The organism is Paracoccus sp. DMF (assembly GCF_004407025.1).
GTDB lineage: Bacteria > Pseudomonadota > Alphaproteobacteria > Rhodobacterales > Rhodobacteraceae > Paracoccus > Paracoccus aminovorans_B.
The window spans coordinates 1-18,173 of the sequence record NZ_SOKV02000010.1 but is presented as its reverse complement, the minus strand read 5'-3'; the positions used below and the strand labels follow the sequence as shown (position 1 = coordinate 18,173).

The 18,173-nt window shown below is 68.1% G+C and carries 17 protein-coding genes and 2 pseudogenes; 5 read left to right on the top strand and 14 right to left on the bottom strand.

Annotation, left to right across the window (positions count from 1 at the left end; genetic code table 11):
- Positions 1-15 precede the first annotated feature (15 nt).
- A pseudogene (locus E3D03_RS21385) lies at positions 16-186 on the bottom strand (proline racemase family protein); the annotation flags it as partial.
- Between the two features lie 21 nt (positions 187-207).
- Positions 208-1,158 (bottom strand): ornithine cyclodeaminase family protein, encoded by a 951-nt coding sequence (locus E3D03_RS07965; protein WP_263566516.1) that lies wholly within the window; start codon positions 1,156-1,158, stop codon positions 208-210.
- 397 nt (positions 1,159-1,555) lie between these two features.
- Here E3D03_RS07965 and E3D03_RS21320 point away from each other — a divergent pair, with 397 nt between their 5' ends.
- On the top strand, positions 1,556-1,825 hold the full coding sequence (locus tag E3D03_RS21320; protein WP_318013717.1) for a GntR family transcriptional regulator: 270 nt from the start codon (positions 1,556-1,558) through the stop codon (positions 1,823-1,825).
- On the opposite strand, the pseudogene ssuD reads toward E3D03_RS21320, so the two are convergent.
- From ssuD to E3D03_RS07940, 3 genes and pseudogenes are all read right to left on the bottom strand, one after another.
- Positions 1,767-2,810: pseudogene (gene ssuD / locus E3D03_RS07950) on the bottom strand (FMNH2-dependent alkanesulfonate monooxygenase); the annotation flags it as partial. The gene E3D03_RS21320 and the pseudogene ssuD overlap by 59 nt on opposite strands.
- A complete protein-coding gene (locus E3D03_RS07945) occupies positions 2,807-4,264 on the bottom strand; it encodes an LLM class flavin-dependent oxidoreductase (protein ID WP_263566514.1) in 1,458 nt (485 codons plus the stop codon). The gene E3D03_RS07945 and the pseudogene ssuD, both read right to left, overlap by 4 nt.
- Positions 4,265-4,279: 15 nt before the next feature.
- Positions 4,280-4,834: an NAD(P)H-dependent oxidoreductase gene (locus E3D03_RS07940; protein WP_263566513.1), complete on the bottom strand. Its 555-nt coding sequence runs from the start codon at positions 4,832-4,834 to the stop codon at positions 4,280-4,282.
- A gap of 440 nt (positions 4,835-5,274) precedes the next feature.
- Between E3D03_RS07940 and E3D03_RS07935 the strand changes: the two genes are divergently transcribed.
- The 3 genes from E3D03_RS07935 (at position 5,275) to E3D03_RS07925 (ending at position 6,428) form a co-directional block, all read left to right on the top strand.
- The gene (locus E3D03_RS07935; RefSeq protein ID WP_263566512.1) at positions 5,275-5,613 is read left to right on the top strand and encodes a tRNA-binding protein; all 339 of its coding nucleotides are present in this window, start codon (positions 5,275-5,277) and stop codon (positions 5,611-5,613) included.
- Between the two features lie 72 nt (positions 5,614-5,685).
- Positions 5,686-5,901: a DUF2945 domain-containing protein gene (locus E3D03_RS07930; RefSeq protein ID WP_263566511.1), complete on the top strand. Its 216-nt coding sequence runs from the start codon at positions 5,686-5,688 to the stop codon at positions 5,899-5,901.
- A complete protein-coding gene (locus E3D03_RS07925) occupies positions 5,898-6,428 on the top strand; it encodes a DUF488 family protein (RefSeq protein ID WP_263566510.1) in 531 nt (176 codons plus the stop codon). Before E3D03_RS07930 ends, E3D03_RS07925 begins: the two co-directional genes overlap by 4 nt.
- Here the strand turns inward: E3D03_RS07925 and E3D03_RS07920 are convergent.
- Both E3D03_RS07920 and hmpA read right to left on the bottom strand, forming a co-directional pair.
- Entirely contained in the window at positions 6,425-6,889 is a 465-nt protein-coding gene (locus E3D03_RS07920; RefSeq protein ID WP_263566509.1) for a hypothetical protein, read from the bottom strand. The genes E3D03_RS07925 and E3D03_RS07920 overlap by 4 nt on opposite strands.
- 11 nt (positions 6,890-6,900) lie before the next feature.
- Complete coding sequence (hmpA, locus tag E3D03_RS07915) at positions 6,901-8,109, bottom strand: NO-inducible flavohemoprotein (RefSeq protein WP_263566508.1); 1,209 nt, start codon at positions 8,107-8,109, stop codon at positions 6,901-6,903.
- A gap of 114 nt (positions 8,110-8,223) precedes the next feature.
- Here hmpA and E3D03_RS07910 point away from each other — a divergent pair, with 114 nt between their 5' ends.
- Positions 8,224-8,655, top strand: a complete 432-nt coding sequence (locus E3D03_RS07910; protein WP_263566507.1) for an RrF2 family transcriptional regulator — start codon at positions 8,224-8,226, stop codon at positions 8,653-8,655.
- On the opposite strand, the gene E3D03_RS07905 is transcribed toward E3D03_RS07910, so the two are convergent.
- The 7 genes from E3D03_RS07905 to E3D03_RS07875 all read right to left on the bottom strand — a co-directional run.
- The gene (locus tag E3D03_RS07905) at positions 8,652-9,170 is read right to left on the bottom strand and encodes a DUF2478 domain-containing protein (protein ID WP_263566506.1); all 519 of its coding nucleotides are present in this window, start codon (positions 9,168-9,170) and stop codon (positions 8,652-8,654) included. The two genes, E3D03_RS07910 and E3D03_RS07905, sit on opposite strands and share 4 nt — an antisense overlap.
- Positions 9,167-9,976, bottom strand: coding sequence for a peptidylprolyl isomerase (locus E3D03_RS07900; protein WP_263566505.1), 810 nt, complete (start codon positions 9,974-9,976; stop codon positions 9,167-9,169). The genes E3D03_RS07905 and E3D03_RS07900 overlap by 4 nt, the downstream gene beginning before the upstream one ends.
- A gap of 11 nt (positions 9,977-9,987) precedes the next feature.
- Positions 9,988-10,788 (bottom strand): respiratory nitrate reductase subunit gamma, encoded by an 801-nt coding sequence (narI, locus tag E3D03_RS07895; RefSeq protein ID WP_263566504.1) that lies wholly within the window; start codon positions 10,786-10,788, stop codon positions 9,988-9,990.
- 10 nt (positions 10,789-10,798) lie between these two features.
- Positions 10,799-11,494, bottom strand: coding sequence for a nitrate reductase molybdenum cofactor assembly chaperone (gene narJ / locus E3D03_RS07890; RefSeq protein ID WP_263566503.1), 696 nt, complete (start codon positions 11,492-11,494; stop codon positions 10,799-10,801).
- Positions 11,491-13,011, bottom strand: a complete 1,521-nt coding sequence (narH, locus tag E3D03_RS07885; RefSeq protein ID WP_263566502.1) for a nitrate reductase subunit beta — start codon at positions 13,009-13,011, stop codon at positions 11,491-11,493. Before narH ends, narJ begins: the two co-directional genes overlap by 4 nt.
- A complete protein-coding gene (locus tag E3D03_RS07880; RefSeq protein ID WP_263566501.1) occupies positions 13,008-16,766 on the bottom strand; it encodes a nitrate reductase subunit alpha in 3,759 nt (1,252 codons plus the stop codon). Before E3D03_RS07880 ends, narH begins: the two co-directional genes overlap by 4 nt.
- A gap of 23 nt (positions 16,767-16,789) precedes the next feature.
- A partial coding sequence (locus E3D03_RS07875) for a NarK family nitrate/nitrite MFS transporter (protein ID WP_318013716.1) occupies positions 16,790-18,173 on the bottom strand: 1,384 nt, incomplete at its 5' end.

Below are 18,173 nucleotides of genomic sequence, written 5' to 3'. Positions count from 1 at the left end.
GTGCGTCTCGAGCACCAGTCCGGTGACCGGCCCCTGCATCGGCAGCATGCCCATCGCGAGCAGCACTGTCACGACCGAGAGGGTGTCGCCGCCGGAGATGACTGAGCCGGCGTCGGCCTCGGGGTGGCCGGGCGGCACGATGATGTTGCCGCAATACGCCGAACAGCCGCGCGGGCTCGTTGCCAAGCGCCCTTCCGGGGCAGCCGCCTACCCCGCCATTGCCCTGGCGATGTAATCCGCCGTCATCAGGTCCAGATGCGCGCCGCCGCCGTTCTTGTAAACGGTGATCTCGTCCGGCGATTGCCGGCGCCGGGCATCGGGGCGCACCAGATCGTAGAGATCGCCCAGCACGCTGTCCGCCGTGATCGCGCCCGAGGCGATGGGCATCGTCAGCTCGCCGATATGGCCCAGCGTGGTCGCGCGGCTGTCCACGAACAGCGCCGCCCGCGCCATCAGCGCGTCGTCGGCCTCGCGCATGTCGGCCTTGAAGGCGCCGATCAGGTCTACATGGGTGCCGGGCCGCACCCAGTCGCCCAGGATCACCGGCGCGCGCGCCATGGTGGCCGCGGCGACGATGTCGGCCTGCCCGACCGCCGCCTGCAGATCGGGCACCGCCGCCAGCTCGGCCGGGATGCCGTCCAGCGCGGCGACCAGCGCCTGCGCCTGCTCGGGGCGCCGCGACCAGACCGAGACCCGCGCGATTCCCGGCAGCACCGCCGTATAGGCCTTGACCAGGCTGGCCGCGACCGTGCCCGCGCCCACGACCAGCAGGTGCCGGCTGTCGGGCCGTGCCAGCAGGCTGGCACCCAGAAGGGAATCGGCGGCGGTCTTGATCTCGGTCACCAGCGGGCTGTCGACGATGGCTTTCAGCGCGCCGGTCGCATCGTCGAAGACCAGCATGGCGCCCTGCACCGTCGGCAGGCCGCGCGCCGCATTGCCGTCCATGACGGTGAAAGTCTTGGCACCATAGCCCAGCCCCGGGATATGGGCCGAGCGGCTCATCATCGTGCCGGTCGGCGGGCCCAGGAACACGTCGCGGATCTCGGCCCGGGGCAGCGCATGGCCTTGGCGCAGCGCCTCGACCGCATCGGTCCAGGCCAGCCGGCCGATCGCATCCTGATAGGACAGAAACCGCGGGGCGGGATTGGTGGCGGTCATGGGATGGGCCTTCGCTTCTGGGAATGGGTCCCGGGCGCGTGCCGGGTCCTGTCGCAATGGTCGATCCGCCCGCGGCCCGTCAAGAGGCGGCCAGCCGGGCGCTTCCCGCACCAGGCGGAGGCAGTGGCTTTCGTGCCGGCCGGCGCACCGATGATCCAGCCCAACTGCGCGCGGACCCTTCGGGGCCAGGCGCCGGTTCGCGGGGCGACGCATGCCGCCGCGTGGCTCGGGGGCCGACCGATGCGGCGCGGCTGCTGCCCGACGGCCGCACCCTGCGGCAGGACGCCGCCGGCCTGGCCTTGGGCATGGCAAGTCACCGGATGAATCCTGAGCTGCGCATCCCTCCTCCCTGTGTCCATCGTCTGGACCGCAAGCGCCCGGCTTGCGGGGTCATGTCGTGGCGCGGCTGTTCAACGTCAGCAAGATCCCGGTGCGTGAGGCGCTGAAGCGGCTGGAAGCCCAGGGGGTGGTGGAGTTCCACCGCAACCGCGGCGCCATCGTGACCACGGTCTCGATGACGGGCTGGCTCATGACGCGGCGCGCGCCCGGATGTCGAAGGCGCCGCCGGTCTGGCTGGCCTGCGAGGTCACGGCCTGCTTGCCGATCCGGGGGAAGACCAGCTCCGCAAAGCGGATCGCCTCTTCCAGATGCGGATAGCCGGACATGACGAAGGTCTCGATGCCCAAGGCCTGGTATTCGCGCATCCGTGCCACCACGGTCTCGGCATCGCCGACCAGCGCCGTGCCCGCACCGCCGCGCACCAGCCCCACGCCGGCCCAGAGGTTCGGGCTGATTTCCAGCCGGTCGCGGCGCCCGCCGTGCAGCGCGGCCATGCGGCGCTAGCCGACCGAATCCATCTGGGCGTAATTGGCCTGCGCCCGGGCGATGTCGTCGTCGGTCAGATGCGCGATCAGCCGCTCCGCCTCGGCCCAGGCCTCGGCCTCGGTCTCGCGCACGATGGCGTGCAGGCGGATGCCGAAGCGGATGGTGCGGCCGTGTTCCGCCGCCTGCGCCCGGACATCGGCGATCTTTTCGGCCACGGCGGCCGGCGGCTCGCCCCAGGTCAGATAGGCATCGACATGCTCGGCCGCCAGCGCGTGGGCGGCCGGCGACGAGCCGCCGAAATACAGCGGCGGATGCGGATGCTGCGGCCCGGGGTGAAAGTTCTTCGCCCCCTCGACGCGGATATGCCGGCCGGCAAAATCCACGGTTTCGCCCGCCATCAGGCGTTTCCAGACGGCCAGGAATTCGCCGGCGTTCTCGTAGCGCCCGTCGTGGCTGAAGAAGGCGCCGTCCGCCGCCAGCTCGCGCGGGTCGCCGCCGGGCACGACGTTCAGCAGCAGCCGTCCGCCCAGCAGCTGGTCCAGCGCCGCCGCCTGGCGGGCCGAGGCGGTCGGGCCGCTGATCGAGGTGCGCAGCGCCACCAGCAGCTTCAGCCGCCGCGTGGCATGCGCCACCGCCGTCGCCGCCACCCAGGGGTCGAGGCAGCTGGCCCCGGTCGGGATCAGCATGCCGTCATAGCCCAGCCGGTCGGCGGCGGCGGCAATGTCGCGCAGATAGTCGAAGTCCGACGCCCGGCCGAAATCCGAAGCGCCCAGATAGCGCGTGTCGCCCGAGGTGGGCAGGAACCAGAAGATGTCGGGCGCGCTCATTCCGCCGCCTCCGTATAGCCTGCGCTGATGCCCTCGAAGGCCGAGGGGCGGCTGGCGTCGGCCACGCTTTCGCGGCCGATGTAATGCCGGCGCCATTCCGCGGCGGGGTGGCTGTCGCGCACCCGGCCGCCGGCATCGCCCAGCAGCTTCTCGCGCAGCGTGCCCGGCGCGTAATCGACCTGCGCCCGGCCGCGCCTGCGCAGTTCCGGCACCACGAAGTCGATGAAATCGGTGGTCGAGGCCGGGGTGACGGCATAGGCGAGGTTGAAGCCGTCGACGCCGCCCTCGTCCACCCAGGCCTCCAGCGCATCGGCGATGGTCTGCGGCCCGCCGACCAGCACCGGGCCAAGCCCACCGATCGAGCGCTTGCGGATCACGTCGCGCACCGTCCAGGCCTCGCCATCGGCGGCCAGCGATTCCAGTGTGGTGCGCAGGCTGTCGTTTTCCACTGCCGTCAGCGGCTGGTCGGGGTCGAGCGTGGAAAAGTCCAGGCCGGTCCAGCCGCCGTAAAGCGCCAGCGCCCCCTCGGGCGAGGCATAGTCCAGGTATTCCCTGTATTTGCGCTGCGCGGCCTCGTCGCTTGGGCCGGTGATGACGGTCAGCAGGGCAAAGATCTTCAGGCTGTCCGGCTCGCGCCCGGCGGCGGCGACCTCGGCGCGGATGGCGTCGCACAGCTTCCTGGCGGTTTCGGGGCTGGTCGCCAGCACGAACATCGCCTCGGCATGGCGGGCGGCGAATGCGCGCCCGCGCGCCGACGCCCCGGCCTGGAAGATCACCGGCGTGCGCTGCGGCGACGGCTCGCACAGGTGGAACCCCGGCACCTTGAAATAGCCGCCCTCGTGCCGGATCGGATGCACCTTGGAGGCGTCGGTGAAGATGCCGCGTTCCCTGTCGCGCAGCACGGCGCCGTCCTCCCAGCTGCCCTCCCACAGCTTGTAGGTGACCTGCATGTATTCCTCGGCCAGGTCATAGCGGGCGTCATGGGCGATCTGGCGCTCCATGCCGATATTCCTCGCGGCGCTGTCCAGATAGGAGGAGACCACGTTCCACGCCACGCGGCCCTTGGTCAGGTGGTCCAGCGTCGAAAGCCGGCGCGCCAGCAGATAGGGATGCTCGAAGGTCACGGCCGCGGTGATGCCGAAACCCAGGTTCCGCGTCACCGCCGCCATGGCCGAGATGGCGCCGAACGGGTCGTTGACCGGCACCTGCGCGGCGTCGTGCAGCGCCGCCTCGGCCGAGCCGCGATAGACGTCATAGACGCCGACCACATCGGCGATGAACAGGCTGTCGAAGGCGCCCCGCTCCAGCTCGATAGCGAGATTGGTCCAGTATTCCAGGTCGTTGTAGCGCGCGGCCTGGCTGGACGGATGCCGCCAGGTGCCCGCCGCCTGATGGCCGACGCAGGTCATGTCGAAGGCGTTCAGGATGATGCGCTTCTTGGTCGGATCGTTCATGATATCAGCCCTGGTTCAGCCGACCGCACGCAGCGGCGCGGCATGGTGGTGGGGAAAATGCACGGAGAACTGCCGCACCGCGCGGTCAAGGCGCTGCGCCAGATCGGCGCCGGGCGCCTCGCCGTCGAAATCCGACGCGGCGGCATAGACCCCGGTCGGCAGCGTATGCGCCTCGAAAAAGCCGAAGACCGGGCGCAGCTGGTGCTCGATCACCAGCGCATGGCGATGGCCGCCGCCGGTCGCCGCCAGCAGCACCGGCTTGTCCGCCAGCGCGCCCTGGTCGAGCAGATCGATGAAATGCTTGAAGAGTCCGCTGTAACTGCCCTTGTAGACCGGGCTCGCGACGATCAGCGCATCCGCCTGCAGGAAGGCGTCCAGATGGCGGCTGTGCGGACCCTGCTGCGGCTGTCGCAAGCTGCCGAAGTCGGCGCCCAGGTCGCCGATATCGAAGACATGCGCGCTGCCGCCATGGGCGCGGACGGCACGGGAGGCGATCTCCTCGACAAGGCGGCGGGTCTTCGAGGGCTGGCTCCACGAGCCTGCGAAAGCGGCGAAACGGGGTGCGGACAAGATATGCTCCTGAAAATGACGACTCAACGACTAGGGAATTGATAGGCGCCCGCCGTCCATCCGGCCATTCCAAAGCCGGCCGCTTCGGGAGGCGAAAACCCGCGTCGCCAGCCGCGGTCGGAGAATGGCATTCTCATCCGCCAGCAAGGCGACGGGTGGCGCCGGCGGGAATCGTCCAGGTCGGGGCCGCCCGGCCCGGCGAAGCGGCGAAATCGTCACGATCGACGATCTTCAGGAACTGCCCCTGGCCAGCGGCGGCTCGGCCCACCTGCTGGGACCAGGTCCGCACAGGACATCGTTGCCGACGTTCAGACCAGCGGGATCGCGAAATATTTCCGCTGCATCGTCATCCAGACCTTGCTGGATCGGGGATATGTGCCGATCAAGTCGCTGATAAGGCCGGCCGGAGGCTGACGGCGCCAAGAGGACAGGAGAATACCATGTCGGAAAACCAGATCGTCTATGACGACTTCGCCAGGGTCGAGATGCGCGTCGGCCGCATCGTCGCCGTGCAGCCCTTTCCGCGCGCGCGCAATCCTTCCTACAAGGTGCAGGTGGATTTCGGCGAGTTGGGCAGGCGCTGGTCCAGCGCGCAGATCACCAATTACCCGGAATCCGCGCTGCTGGACCGGCTCGTGGTCTGTGTGGTGAACATGACGCCGCGCAATATCGCCGGCTTCCAGTCGCAGATCCTGGTGCTGGGCGCGCCGGATGCCGAAGGGCGGGTCATGCTGCTGCAGCCCGACGCCGGCGCCGTTATCGGCTCGCGGATCTTCTGATCGGGGCGCAGCAGCCTTGCATCGCTGCCGCGCCTCTGGCCTAATCGCACTCCCTTCTGCTGGGAGAGCGTCATGTCCAGATCCTTCAAGGTCGGCGATCATGTCGGCTGGAATTCCGAGGCCGGTAAGGTCTCGGGCGTCATCACGGAAGTCAAGACCGGCGATTTCGACTACAAGGGCCATACCCGCCGCGCCTCGCCCGACGACCCGCAATATCTGATCCAGAGCGACAAGACCGACCATGTCGCGGCGCACAAGGGCAGCGCGCTTCACCTTCTGAGGTCATGACGCGGCCTTTCCATACCATCGGCCATTCCAATCGCAGCCTGGCGGAATTCACCGCCCTGCTGGCCGAGGCCGGGGTCGAGCGGGTCGCGGATATCCGCAAGCTGCCTGGCTCGCGCGCGCATCCCTGGTTCGATGGCGACGCCCTGGCGCCGGCGCTGGCCGGGGCCGGCATCGGCTATGAACGCATCGCGGAACTGGGCGGGCTGCGCGGCAGGAATCCCGGCGTCCCGCCCGAGCTGAACGGCTTCTGGACCAACCGCAGCTTTCACAACTATGCCGATTACGCGCTGTCGGACCGGTTCCGGGCCGGGCTCGACCGGCTGCTGGTCCTGGGCCGGGCGCAGAACTGCGCCACCATGTGCGCCGAGGCGGTCTGGTGGCGCTGTCATCGCCGCATCGTCAGTGACTATCTGATCGCGGCGGGCGAGACGGTGATCAACATCATGGGCCCGGGCCGGCTGGAAGAGGCGCGGCTGACCTCGGGCGCGGTCATCCGCCCGGACGGCAGCGTGGTCTATCCCGCCTAGAACAGCCCATGCGCGCCGCCGACCCCGCCGATCACCGCGATCAGCGAGGCGGCCAGCAGCAGCACATGCATCCGGCCCATGCGGTCGAAATCCGCCGCCGGATCGGCCGAGGCCTTCATGCGGCGATGCAGGAACAGCGGCTCGATCAGGAACAGCATGGCGGCAAAGACCAGCCAGACCGCGACCATGGCATGCATCCACCAATAGCCCGCCTCGGCGAAGCGGTCCCACATCGCGCCGCGCCAGACCATCCACAGCCCGCTGAGCCCGGCCAGCGCCACCCAGAGCCGCGCCTGGGCGGCAAAGCGGCCCTCGACGCGGTGAAAGGCGGCCAGCCGGCGCTCGGGCGGCTCGGCCACGCGGATCGCCGGGATCAGCACCAGGGTGACGAAAGCCACCCCGCCGATCCACAAGAGCACCGCGACCACATGGACGATCCGCGCGATGGTCAGGTCGTCCATGCCGTGGTCCCTCAGGCTGCCAGAAGCTCGTCGGCCGGACCGAAGAACTCGTAATGGATGCGCGCCGCCGGAACGCCCGCCAGCGACAGGGCCGAGACCGCTGCCCGCAGGAACGGACGCGGGCCGCAGATATAGTAATCCGCCGTCTCGGCCGGCGTGTTGGCCAGCAGCCATTCGTCGGTGATCAGCCCTGCGATGTCATAGTCGCGCCCCGCGACCTCATCCGCAAGCGGGGTCTGGTGGAAATCGGTGACGCGGATGTCGCTGCCCTGCTCTGCCAGCGCGCGGACATGGGCGCGCATGGCATGGGTGTCGCGGTCATGGGTGCCGTGGATGTAATGCACCGGCTGTTCGGCGCCCTTCTCGACCAGCCATTCCAGCATCGCCACCATCGGCGTCAGCCCGACCCCGCCCGACAGCAGCACCACCGGCCGCTGCGGCAGCGCCTCGATGAAGAACTCGCCCGCCGGCGCCGCGACCTTCAGCACCGTGCCCGGCGGCTGCTCGTGCAGCCAGCCCGAGGCCAGGCCCATCGGCTCGCGCTTGACGCTGATGCGATAGCCCTGTCCGTCCGGCGCCGACGAGATCGAATAGTTGCGCTTGGCCGGCGGATGGCCGGGGATGTCGAACCAGAAGGTCAGGTATTGCCCCGGCAGATGCGCCATCACCGCGCCGCCATCGACCGGGCGCAGCACGAAGGACTTGATGACGCTGCTTTCGGTCACGACCTCGGCGATGCGGAAATCGCGCCAGCCGTTCCAGCCGCCGGGCGCGGCGTTCTGTTCGCCGTAAAGCCGCTTTTCCCGCGCGATCAGGATATTGGCGAGGAACCAATAGGCCTCGCCCCAGGCGGCCAGGATCTCGTCGGTGGCGGCATCGCCCAGCACATGCTTGATTGCGCCCAGAAGCGCCTCGGCGACATGCGGGTAATGCTCGGGCAGGATCTGCAGGCCGACGTGTTTCTGCGCGATGCGCTCGACCGCCGGGGCCAGCGCGGCCAGGTTCTCGATATTGCCGGCATAGGCCAGGATGGCGCCGGTCAGCGCGCGCGGCTGGGCGTCGCTGGCGCCGTGGTGCGACTGGTTGAACAGGTCGCGGATCGCCGGATCGCGGAACATGCGCGCATACATCTCGTGCACGATGGTCATGCCATGCGCTTCCAGCGCGGGCACGGTGGCCTTGACCAGTTCGATGGTGCGGGGGCTCAGAGCCTGGGTCATCGGATTCTCCTTGGCGCTGCGGCCGCGGGCGCGACTCGCAAATCATGTATTGCGAATACATCTATGCGGCAGGGTCAAATCATGCAATCAGGATGCATGTTTCAGGAAGGCGCCATGCGACTGACACGCTATACCGATTACGCCATGCGGGTGCTCTTGTATCTGGGCCGACAGCCCGACCGGCTGTGTTCCATCGCCGAGATCGCAAGGGCTTATGGAATCTCGCAAAATCACCTGATGAAGGTGATCAACGACCTGGTGAATGCCGGCTGGCTCGCCAGCGTGCGCGGCCGCGGCGGCGGCATCCGGCTGGCGCGGCCGGCCGAGCAGATCAGCGTGGGTGCGGTCATTCGTCACACCGAGGCGGATTTCGACCTGGTCGGCTGCGGCAGCTGCATCATCGCCCCGGCCTGCGGGCTGACGCTGGCGCTGGACGAGGCGATGGAGGCGTTCCTGGCGGTTCTGGACCGCCAGACGCTGGCCGACGTGCTGGCGCGGCGCGGCGATTTCCTGCCGCTGCTGCACCCGACCGGCGCCGCGGCCTAGGCGGCGGCCATGGCCGGCAGCCGCGCGGCCAGGCACCAGTCCAGCACCGCCCGGGGGTCGGGCGGCAGGGCTTGGGCCAGGCCGCCGGCGAATTCCAGGAAGGGCGGCAGGTTCAGCCCGTTCACGCCGACCAGCACCGGCAAGCCGCGCTCCAGCGCCGTGGCGATGGTGCCGGCCAGGCCGCGGCCCTCGGCCTCCTGCTTGCCGAACTTATTCACCACCAGGAATTCGGCGCGGTCCAGCGCCGCCTCGGTCCAGGCCACCGAGCGTTCCAGCGCATCGGGGTTCAACCGGCAGCCGCGCGCCTCGGGGCCGCGATCGACGCTGATGCGCACCATCGGCCCGTCCGGCAGCAGCCGCAGATCCATGTCGCACAGCGCCCGGTCGGCGCGGTCGACGTTGCTTTGCACGGTGCCGGCCAAGCGCAGGCCCTGGGCCTCGAGTGCCTCGACCACTTCGGACAGCAGCGCGTCGATGGCGCCGCGGCCCGACAGCGTGACATAGGCCAGCTTCATGCCGCGCCCCCTTCCGCGTCAGCGCCCAGCGACACGCCCGTCACCTCGGCCCTCGCCACCAGCGCGGCGGTGAAGGCGCGGCTGGCGGCAACCCAGGCCGCCTTTTCCCGGGCCTCGCGCAGATGCGGCAGCACCGCGTCAAAGGGCAGGACGGCGCCCTCGGCCCTTGCGTCCAGCCGGATCAGGTGGATGCCGTAGCGGGTCTCGACCGGCGCGCCGATCTCGCCTTCGGGGATCGTGGCCAGCGCCGCCTCGAACTCGGGCACCGTGTCGCCGGACGACAGCTGGCCCAGAAGCCCGCCGCTGTCCTTGGACGAACAGGCGCTGTGCCGCGCCGCCAGTTCCGCGAACCGGCGCGGTGCCCGGCGCAATTCCTCCAGCACCTCGGCCGCCGCCTTGCGGGCCGCGTCGCGCGCGGCCGGGTCGCCGGGCGCGGCCGGGAACAGGATATGCGCCGCCTCGTAAAGCGAGGGCGCGCGGAACCGCTCGGGATGGGCGTCGTAGATCGCGCGCAGCGCCGCCTCGTCCGGGGCTTCGGGGGCGATGGCCTGATCCAGCAATTGCCGGATCAGCGCCTCGTCCTCGGTCTCCCACTGGCCGGGGGCCAGTTCGGCCGGATCGGCGGTCAGGCCCCGGGCGCGGGCCTCTTGCAGCAGGATCTCGCGCAGGGCCAGCGCCCGGGCGGCGGATTTCCAGGCCAGGCCCGGCTTGCCCTTGGGCGCGGGGTGGTTCTGCGCCTCGGCCGCGATGCGCTCGGCGCTGATGGTGACGCCGTTGACGGTGACGGGGGGCAGCAGAGGTTTCATCTCCATCGCCGTCACTCCGCCGCCTGGCCCAGCGGATCCTGCGGCGCCGGCCGGTCACGGCCGACGGCCTTGTGGGCCGTCGCCTCGCGCCCGGCGACGGTGGCCGCGATCGGGTTCAGCCCGACGCCCGCACGCGCGCCGCGTTTCGAGCGCACGATCTGATAGCCCGGCCGCCACAGGTAGCGCACCGGCGCGGACAGCATGTGCACCAGCCGGGTGAAGGGGAACAGCAGGAAGATCGTCAGCCCCAGCAGGATATGCAGCTTGAAGATCAGCGCGACGCCCTCAAGATGCGCGGCAGGATCGGCGCCGAAATAGGCGATGCCCTGCGCCCATTGCATCAGCTTGACCATCTCGTGCCCGTCCAGATGCTGGGCCGAGACGAAGATCGTGCAGAGCCCGAGCGTCAGTTGCAGCATCAGCAGGACCAGGATGCCGGTATCGGCCAGGGTGGAATTGGCCCGGACGCGCGGGTCCATCAGCCGGCGATGCAGCAGGATCAGCCCGCCGACCATGGCGAGGACGCCGGCAAAGCCGCCCATCGCCATGGCGAAGACCTGCTTGGCGCCATGGCTGATCCCCAGCGCGTCCCAGAAGGCGACCGGCGTCAGCAGGCCGACGAAATGCCCGCCCAGGATCATCAGCACGCCCAGGTGGAACAGCACCGAGCCCAGCACGAACTGCTTGCGGCGCAGAAGCTGGCTCGACGAGGATTTCCAGGTGAAGGGCTCGGTCTCGTAGCGGACGATGGCGCCCAGGATCATCACCGTGATGGCGATATAGGGGAAAACTCCGAACAGGAAATGGTTCATCTGTCGCTCCTCAGCTTGCGGCCCGCGCCGCGGGGGCGCCGGGATCCATGCGGGCAAGAAGATCGCGGCTGACCGGGCAGCCGGCATTGGGATCGGGACCGAAGGTCACCTGCGCCTCGGACCAGACCGCATCCAGCGCGGCCAGGTCCTCGGGGTCGTCGTCCTTGACCGCCAGCAGGGTCTGGACCTCCTCGGCGGCCGGGTCGGCCTCGGCGATGGCGACCAGCACCTCGAGCACCGCGGCATAGGCGGCGTCGCGCCGCACCAGGCGCTCGCCCAGCGCGACCAGGATATGGCCGGCGCCCTGCAAGATCTCGCGCGCATCGGCCAGCGGCCGGGTCGAGAGGTATTCCAGCAGCACCGGCAGGTGGTCGGGCAGTTCCGTGCCGCCCAGGTCGAAGCCGCCGGCGCGATACATCTCCAAGAGGTCGACCATGGCGCCGCCGCGGTCGCGGCTTTCGCCATGGATATGTTCAAAGAGGTTCAGCGACAGCGTGCGCGACCGGTCGAAGAGCAGCACATAGCGTTCCTGGAGGTCGTAGAGATCGCCCCGCGCCAGGTCGCGCAGCAGGGGCGCCAGCGTCTCCATGCGCCGGGGACCCAGCAGCCCGTCGGCATGCAGCAGCGCGTCGATCTCGGGGATGGCCTGCTGCAACTCCTCGGACGGATAGCTCAGCAGCAATGAGAGTGCCTTGAAGGTTTTCATGCGATGAACTCCTGCGGGCTGCGGAACTTCTTGCCCGAGAACAGCTTGGCGCCGCTGTGGCCCGACGAGCAGCCGTTGCCGTCGGTGAAGCTGCAGCCGCCCTTCAGGTCATAGGCATCCTCGACCAGCTCGCGATGCGTGGTCGGGATGACGAAGCGGTCCTCGTAATTGGCGATGGCGAGAAGGTTGTACATCTCGTCGATCTGGTGCGGGGTCAGGCCGACGCGCTTGGCGACGCCCAGGTTCACCACGCCGTCCACGGTCTTCGAGCGCATGTAGCTGCGCATCGCCAGCATCCGCTCCAAGGCCGAGGCGACCGGGGCCTCGTCGCCGGCGGTCAGCATGTTCGCCAGATAGCGCAGCGGGATGCGCAGCGACCGCACGTCGGGCATGTCGTCCTGCGCGGCGATCTTGCCGGCCTCGGCGGCGTTCTGGATCGGCGACAGCGGCGGCACATACCAGACCATCGGCAGCGTGCGGTATTCGGGATGCAGCGGGAAGGCGATCTTCCATTCCATCGCCATCTTCCAGATCGGCGAGTTCTGCGCGCCCTTGATCCAGTCCTCGGGGATGCCCTCGGCGCGCGCCGCGGCGATCACCTCCGGGTCGTTCGGGTCCAGGAACACGCCCAGCTGCGCGTCGTAGAGATCCATTTCCGACTCGGTCGCGGCCGCCTCGGCGATCTTGTCGGCATCATAGAGCATCACCCCCAGATAGCGGATGCGCCCGACGCAGGTTTCCGAACAGACCGTGGGCTGGCCGCTTTCCAGGCGCGGATAGCACAGGATGCATTTCTCGGATTTGCCCGAGGACCAGTTGTAATAGATCTTCTTGTAGGGGCAGCCGGAAACGCACATGCGCCAGCCCCGGCATTTCTCCTGGTCGATCAGGACGACGCCGTCGTCCTCGCGCTTGTAGATCGCGCCCGAGGGGCAGGAGGCGACGCAGGCCGGGTTCAGGCAGTGTTCGCACAGCCGCGGCAGATACATCATGAAGGTATTCTCATACTCTCCGTAGATGTCCTTCTGCACGCCCTCGAAGTTATAGTCCTTGCTGCGTTTCTCGAACTCGCCGCCCAGGATCTCCTCCCAGTTCGGGCCCCATTCGATCTTTTCCATCCGCTCGCCGGTGATCTTGGAACGCGGCCGGGCGGTGGGGAAGGCCTGCATCTCGGGCGCCGACTTCAGGTGGTCGTAGTCGAAATCGAAGGGCTCGTAGAAATCGTCGATCTCGGGCAGGTCGGGGTTGGCGAAGATATTGGCCAGAATGCGCCACTTGCCGCCCTGTTTCGGTTGCAGGTGGCCGGCCCGGGTCCGGGTCCAGCCGCCGTTCCAGCGCTTCTGGTTCTCCCAATCCTTGGGATAGCCGATGCCGGGCTTGGTCTCGACGTTGTTGAACCAGGCGTATTCGACGCCCTCGCGCGAGGTCCAGACGTTCTTGCAGGTGACCGAACAGGTATGGCAGCCGATACACTTGTCCAGGTTCAGCACCATGCCGATTTGCGCACGAACTTTCATTCCGCTGCCTCCACGTTTTGGGTTGCGGTGTCGGCCGGCTGGTCCAGCCAATCGACGTTATCGAGTTTGCGGACGATGACGAATTCGTCCCGGTTGGCGCCCACGGTGCCGTAGTAGTTGAAGCCGTAGGCCAGCTGCGCATAGCCGCCGATCATATGGGTGGGCTTCGGCACGATGCGGGTGACCGAGTTGTGGATGCCGCCGCGCTTGCCGGTGACCTTGCTGCCGGGCGTGTTCACGATCTTTTCCTGGGCGTGATACATGAACATGCTGCCTTCCTTGATGCGCTGGCTGACCACCGCGCGGGCGGTGATGGCGCCGTTCGCATTGAAGACCTCGACCCAGTCGTTATCGACCACGCCGGCCTTTTTCGCGTCCAGTTCGGAAATCCACACCACCGGGCCGCCGCGGTTCAGCGTCAGCATCAGCAGGTTGTCGGTATAGGTCGAGTGGATGCCCCATTTCTGGTGCGGCGTCAGGAAGTTCAGCACGACATGCTTTTCCGCCGAGCCCAGCGAGCGGGTCGCGGCATGGCCTACGGTCTTCAGGTCGACCGGCGGGCGCCAGGTCACGAAGGCCTCGCCAAAGGCGCGCATCCATTCATGGTCCTGATACAGCTGCTGGCGGCCGGTGACGGTGCGCCACGGGATCAGCTCATGCACGTTGGTCCAGCCGGCGTTGTAGCAGACCTCCTCGCTTTCGATGCCCGACCAGGTCGGCGACGAGATGATCTTCCTCGGTTGCGCCGCGATGTCGCGGAAGCGGATCTTCTCGTCCTCCTTGACCTCGGCCAGGTGCTTGTGGCTGATGCCGGTGGCCTTGGACAGCGCCTCCCAGGCCTTGACGGCAACCTCGCCATTGGTCTCGGGGGCCAGCATCAGCACCACCTCGGCGGCGTCGATGGCGGTGTCGATGCGGGCCATGCCCTGGGTCGCGCCCTCTTCCGTCACGGTGCCGTTCAGAGCCTTCAGGTGATGCACCTCGGTCTTGGTGTCCCAGGCGATGCCCTTGCCACCATTGCCGATCTTTTCCATCAGCGGCCCGAGCGCGGTGAAACGCTTGTAGAGGTTCGGGTAATCGCGCGTGACCTCGATATAGGCCGGGGCGGTCTTGCCGGGGATCAGCTCGCATTGCCCCTGTTTCCAGTCGGCGACGAAGGGCTGGGCCAGCTCGCCCGCGCTGTCATGCTGCAGGGGCAGCTGCACCACGTCGGTTTCCACCCCCAGCACGCCCGGCGCCAGGTCCGAGAATTTCTTCGCGATCGCCTTGAAGATTTCCCAGTCGGATTTCGATTCATACGCCGGGTCCACCGCCGCCTGCAGCGGGTGGATGAACGGATGCATGTCCGAGGTGTTCATGTCGTCCTTTTCGTACCAGCTGGCGGTCGGCAGGACGATGTCGGCATAGACGGCGGTGGTGGACATGCGGAAGTCGATGGTGACCAGCAGGTCCAGCTTGCCCTGCGGCGCATCGTCGTGCCAGACGGCCTCGACCGGCTTCACGCCGCCCTCCTCGCCCAGGTCCTTGCCCTGCACGCCGTGGTCGGTGCCCAGAAGGTGCTTGAGGAAATACTCATGCCCCTTGCCCGAGGAACCCAGCAGGTTCGAGCGCCAGACGAACAGGTTGCGCGGCCAGTTCTGCGGCGCATCGGGGTCCTCGCAGGACATCTCCAGCGCCCCGGATTTCAGGCCGCGGGCGACATAATCCTTGACCTCGATGCCTTCTGCCTTGGCGGCGCGACCGACCTCCAGCGGGTTCTGGCGCAGTTGCGGGGCGGACGGCAGCCAGCCCATGCGCTCGGCGCGGATGTTGTAGTCGATCAGGCTGAGCCGGTCCCAGTCGCCCTTCGGCGCGGTGGGCGACAGCAGCTCGCGCGCCGTCACCGTCTCATAGCGCCACTGGTCGGTATGGGCATAGAAGGCGCTGGTCGCGTTCATGTGGCGCGGCGGGCGCGCCCAGTCCAGCGCAAAGGCCAGCGCCGTCCAGCCGGTCTGCGGGCGCAGCTTTTCCTGGCCGACGTAATGCGCCCAGCCGCCGCCGGACTGGCCGACGCAGCCGCACATCACCAGCATGTTGATGACGGCGCGATAGTTCATGTCCATGTGGAACCAGTGGTTCATCGCCGCGCCGATGATGACCATGGACTTGCCATTGGTCTTTTCGGCATTGCTGGCGAATTCCCGCGCCACCTGGATGATCTTGTCGCGGCGCACCCCGGTGATGCGTTCCGCCCAGGCCGGGGTGAAGACCACGTCCTCGTCATAGCTGGTCGCGACGTTTTCGCCGCCCAGCCCGCGGTCCAGGCTGTAGTTGGCGCAGAACAGGTCGAACACCGTGGCGACCAGCGCCTCGCTGCCGTCGGCCAGCACCATGCGCTTGACCGGCACGTTGCGGGTCAGCACCTCGCCGCGGTCGTCGACGGCGAAACCGTTGGTCGCCGCGCCGCCGAACCAGGGGAAGTCGACCGCGGCCACGTCGTCGCGATCCTCTTCCAGGATCAGGCTCATCTTCAGCCGGACCTCGGCGTCGCCGGCCTTCTGCTCCAGGTTCCAGCGGCCCTGCTCGCCCCAGCGGAAGCCGATAGAGCCGTTCGGGACCACCAGGTCGCCGGTGTTCTCGTCGATGGCGACGGTCTTCCATTCCGGGTTGTTCTGCTGTCCCAGCCCACCGTCCAGGTCCGAGGCGCGCAGCTGCCGGCCCGGCACCAGCCGGCCGTCCTGTTCGTCCAGGCGCACCAGCATCGGCATGTCGGAATAGCGCCGGCAGTAATCCTCGAAATATTCGGCCTGCCGATCCAGGTGGAATTCGCGCAGGATGACATGGCCGAAGGCCATGCCGATGGCCGCGTCGGTGCCCTGCTTGGCGTTCAGCCAGATGTCGCCGAACTTGGCCGCCTCGGAATAGTCGGGGCAGATCACCGCCGACTTGGTGCCGCGATAGCGCGCCTCGGTATAGAAATGCGCGTCGGGCGTCCGGGTCTGCGGCACGTTCGAGCCCCAGAGGATCAGGTAGCCGGCGTTATACCAGTCGGCCGATTCCGGCACGTCGGTCTGCTCGCCCCAGGTCTGGGGCGAGGCCGGCGGCAGGTCGCAATACCAGTCATAGAAGGACATGCAGGTGCCGCCCAGAAGCGACAGGTAGCGCGTGCCGGCGGCATAGGAGATCATCGACATGGCCGGGATCGGCGAGAAGCCGAAGACCCGGTCGGGGCCGTAGGTCTTGGCGGTATAGAGGTTCGCGGCGGCGGCGATCTCCAGCGCCTCGTCCCAGGTGGCGCGCACGAAACCGCCCTTGCCGCGGATGCGGGTATAGCTTTCGCGCGCGGCCTGGTCGTTCTGGATCGCGGTCCAGGCCTCGATCGGCGACAGGGTCCGGCGCTTTTCGCGCCAGAGCCGCATCAGCCTGCCGCGGATCAACGGCGTCTTCACCCGGTTCGCGGAATACAGATACCAGCTGTAGCTCGCGCCGCGCGCGCAGCCGCGCGGTTCGTGGTTGGGCAGGCCGGGCCGGGTCCGGGGATAGTCGGTCTGCTGGGTTTCCCAGGTCACGATCCCCGATTTGACGTAGATCTTCCACGAGCAGGAGCCCGTGCAGTTCACACCATGGGTCGAGCGCACGATCTTGTCGTGGCGCCAGCGGGCGCGATAGGTGTCCTCCCAGTCGCGGCTTTCGATGGTGGTCTGACCGTGCCCGTCCGCGAACGTGTCCTTGCGCAGCGGCGCCAGGAAGTTCAGGCGATCCAGAAGATGGCTCATGGCTCTCTCCGTTTCTTTTCAGATTATTCGGCCGGGGCGGCGATGGCCGCGCGCCCGTGTTCGATGTCGTGCAGCAATCCGCCGCGCCGGGTGTAGACGCTCCAGGTGACGGCGATGCAGAGCACGTAGAAGACCAGGAAGCCCCAGAGCGCCGCGCCGGCGCCGCCGGTCAGCTGGATGGAGCTGCCGAAGGCCTTCGGGATGAAGAAGCCGCCGTAGCCGCCGATGGCCGCGGTAAAGGCGACGATGGCCGCGGATTCACGCTCGGCCTGGCGGCGGCGCTCTTCGGCGGTGGCGTTCGGGTAGAGCCGCGCGATCTCCTTGCGCATGATGACGGGGATCATCTGGAAGGTGGACGAGTTGCCCACGCCCGAGAAGAAGAACAGCGCCATGAAGCCCGCGAAGAACAGCGTGAAGCTGCCGCCGTTCAGCCCCTGGATGATGACCACGACCGAGGCGATCATGCCCAGGAACACGCCGAAGGTGACCCGCCCGCCGCCGACCCGGTCGGCCATCCAGCCGCTGCCCGCCCGGCTGAGCGCGCCGATCAGTGGCCCCAGGAAGGCGTATTGCAGCGCGTTGACGCCCGGGAAGGCCAGCTTGGTCAGCATCGGGAAGGCGGCGGAATAGCCGATGAAGCTGCCGAAGGTGCCGACGTAGAGCAGGCACATGATCCAGTTGTGCCGGCGCGAGAAGATCACCGCCTGTTCGCGGAAGCTCGACTTCGCATCGGCGATGTCGTTCATGCCCAGCCAGGCCGCGATGGTCGAGGCCAGGATGAAGGGCACCCAGACGAAGCCCGCGTTCTGCATCCAGACCTGGCCGCCGTCGCTCAGTTGCTGCGGCTGGCCACCGAGCGCGCCGAACACGCCCATGGTGATGACGACGGGCACCAGGAACTGCATGATCGACACGCCCAGGTTGCCCAGGCCCGCGTTCAGCGCCATGGCGTTGCCCTTTTCCGAGCGCGGGAAGAAGAAGCCGATATTGGCCATCGAGGACGAGAAGTTGCCGCCCCCCAGCCCGCACAGCAGCGCCAGCACCACGAAGATCAAATAGGGCGTTTCCGGGTTCTGCACGGCATAGCCGATGCCCATGGCCGGGATCAGCAGCGAGGCGGTGGAAATCGTCGTCCACAGCCGCCCGCCAAAGATCGGCACCATGAAGCTGTAGAAGATGCGCAGCGTCGCCCCCGACAGCGCCGGCAGCGCCGCCAGCCAGAACAGCTGGTCCTGGCTGAAGTTGAAGCCGATGGCGGGCAGCCGCGCGATCACGACCGACCAGACCATCCAGACCGCGAAGGCCAGCGTCAGCGCCGGGATCGACAGCCACAGGTTGCGGCGCGCGATGCGGCGGCCCTTGTCGGCCCAGAATTGCGCGTCCTCGGGGCGCCAGTCCTGGATCGTC

Excerpts from the sequence above, each read along its gene's own strand:
- E3D03_RS07930 (WP_263566511.1), top strand. The coding sequence starts at position 5,686 with ATGTCCAGATCCTTCAAGGTCGGCGATCATGTCGGCTGGAATTCCGAG.
- narJ (WP_263566503.1), bottom strand. The coding sequence starts at position 11,494 with ATGAAAACCTTCAAGGCACTCTCATTGCTGCTGAGCTATCCGTCCGAG.
- E3D03_RS07945 (WP_263566514.1), bottom strand. The coding sequence starts at position 4,264 with ATGAACGATCCGACCAAGAAGCGCATCATCCTGAACGCCTTCGACATG.
- E3D03_RS07905 (WP_263566506.1), bottom strand. The coding sequence starts at position 9,170 with ATGAAGCTGGCCTATGTCACGCTGTCGGGCCGCGGCGCCATCGACGCG.
- E3D03_RS07920 (WP_263566509.1), bottom strand. The coding sequence starts at position 6,889 with ATGGACGACCTGACCATCGCGCGGATCGTCCATGTGGTCGCGGTGCTC.
- E3D03_RS07925 (WP_263566510.1), top strand. The coding sequence starts at position 5,898 with ATGACGCGGCCTTTCCATACCATCGGCCATTCCAATCGCAGCCTGGCG.
- E3D03_RS07900 (WP_263566505.1), bottom strand. The coding sequence starts at position 9,976 with ATGAAACCTCTGCTGCCCCCCGTCACCGTCAACGGCGTCACCATCAGC.
- hmpA (WP_263566508.1), bottom strand. The coding sequence starts at position 8,109 with ATGACCCAGGCTCTGAGCCCCCGCACCATCGAACTGGTCAAGGCCACC.
- narH (WP_263566502.1), bottom strand. The coding sequence starts at position 13,011 with ATGAAAGTTCGTGCGCAAATCGGCATGGTGCTGAACCTGGACAAGTGT.
- E3D03_RS07880 (WP_263566501.1), bottom strand. The coding sequence starts at position 16,766 with ATGAGCCATCTTCTGGATCGCCTGAACTTCCTGGCGCCGCTGCGCAAG.
- E3D03_RS07965 (WP_263566516.1), bottom strand. The coding sequence starts at position 1,158 with ATGACCGCCACCAATCCCGCCCCGCGGTTTCTGTCCTATCAGGATGCG.
- E3D03_RS07910 (WP_263566507.1), top strand. The coding sequence starts at position 8,224 with ATGCGACTGACACGCTATACCGATTACGCCATGCGGGTGCTCTTGTAT.
- E3D03_RS07935 (WP_263566512.1), top strand. The coding sequence starts at position 5,275 with ATGTCGGAAAACCAGATCGTCTATGACGACTTCGCCAGGGTCGAGATG.
- narI (WP_263566504.1), bottom strand. The coding sequence starts at position 10,788 with ATGAACCATTTCCTGTTCGGAGTTTTCCCCTATATCGCCATCACGGTG.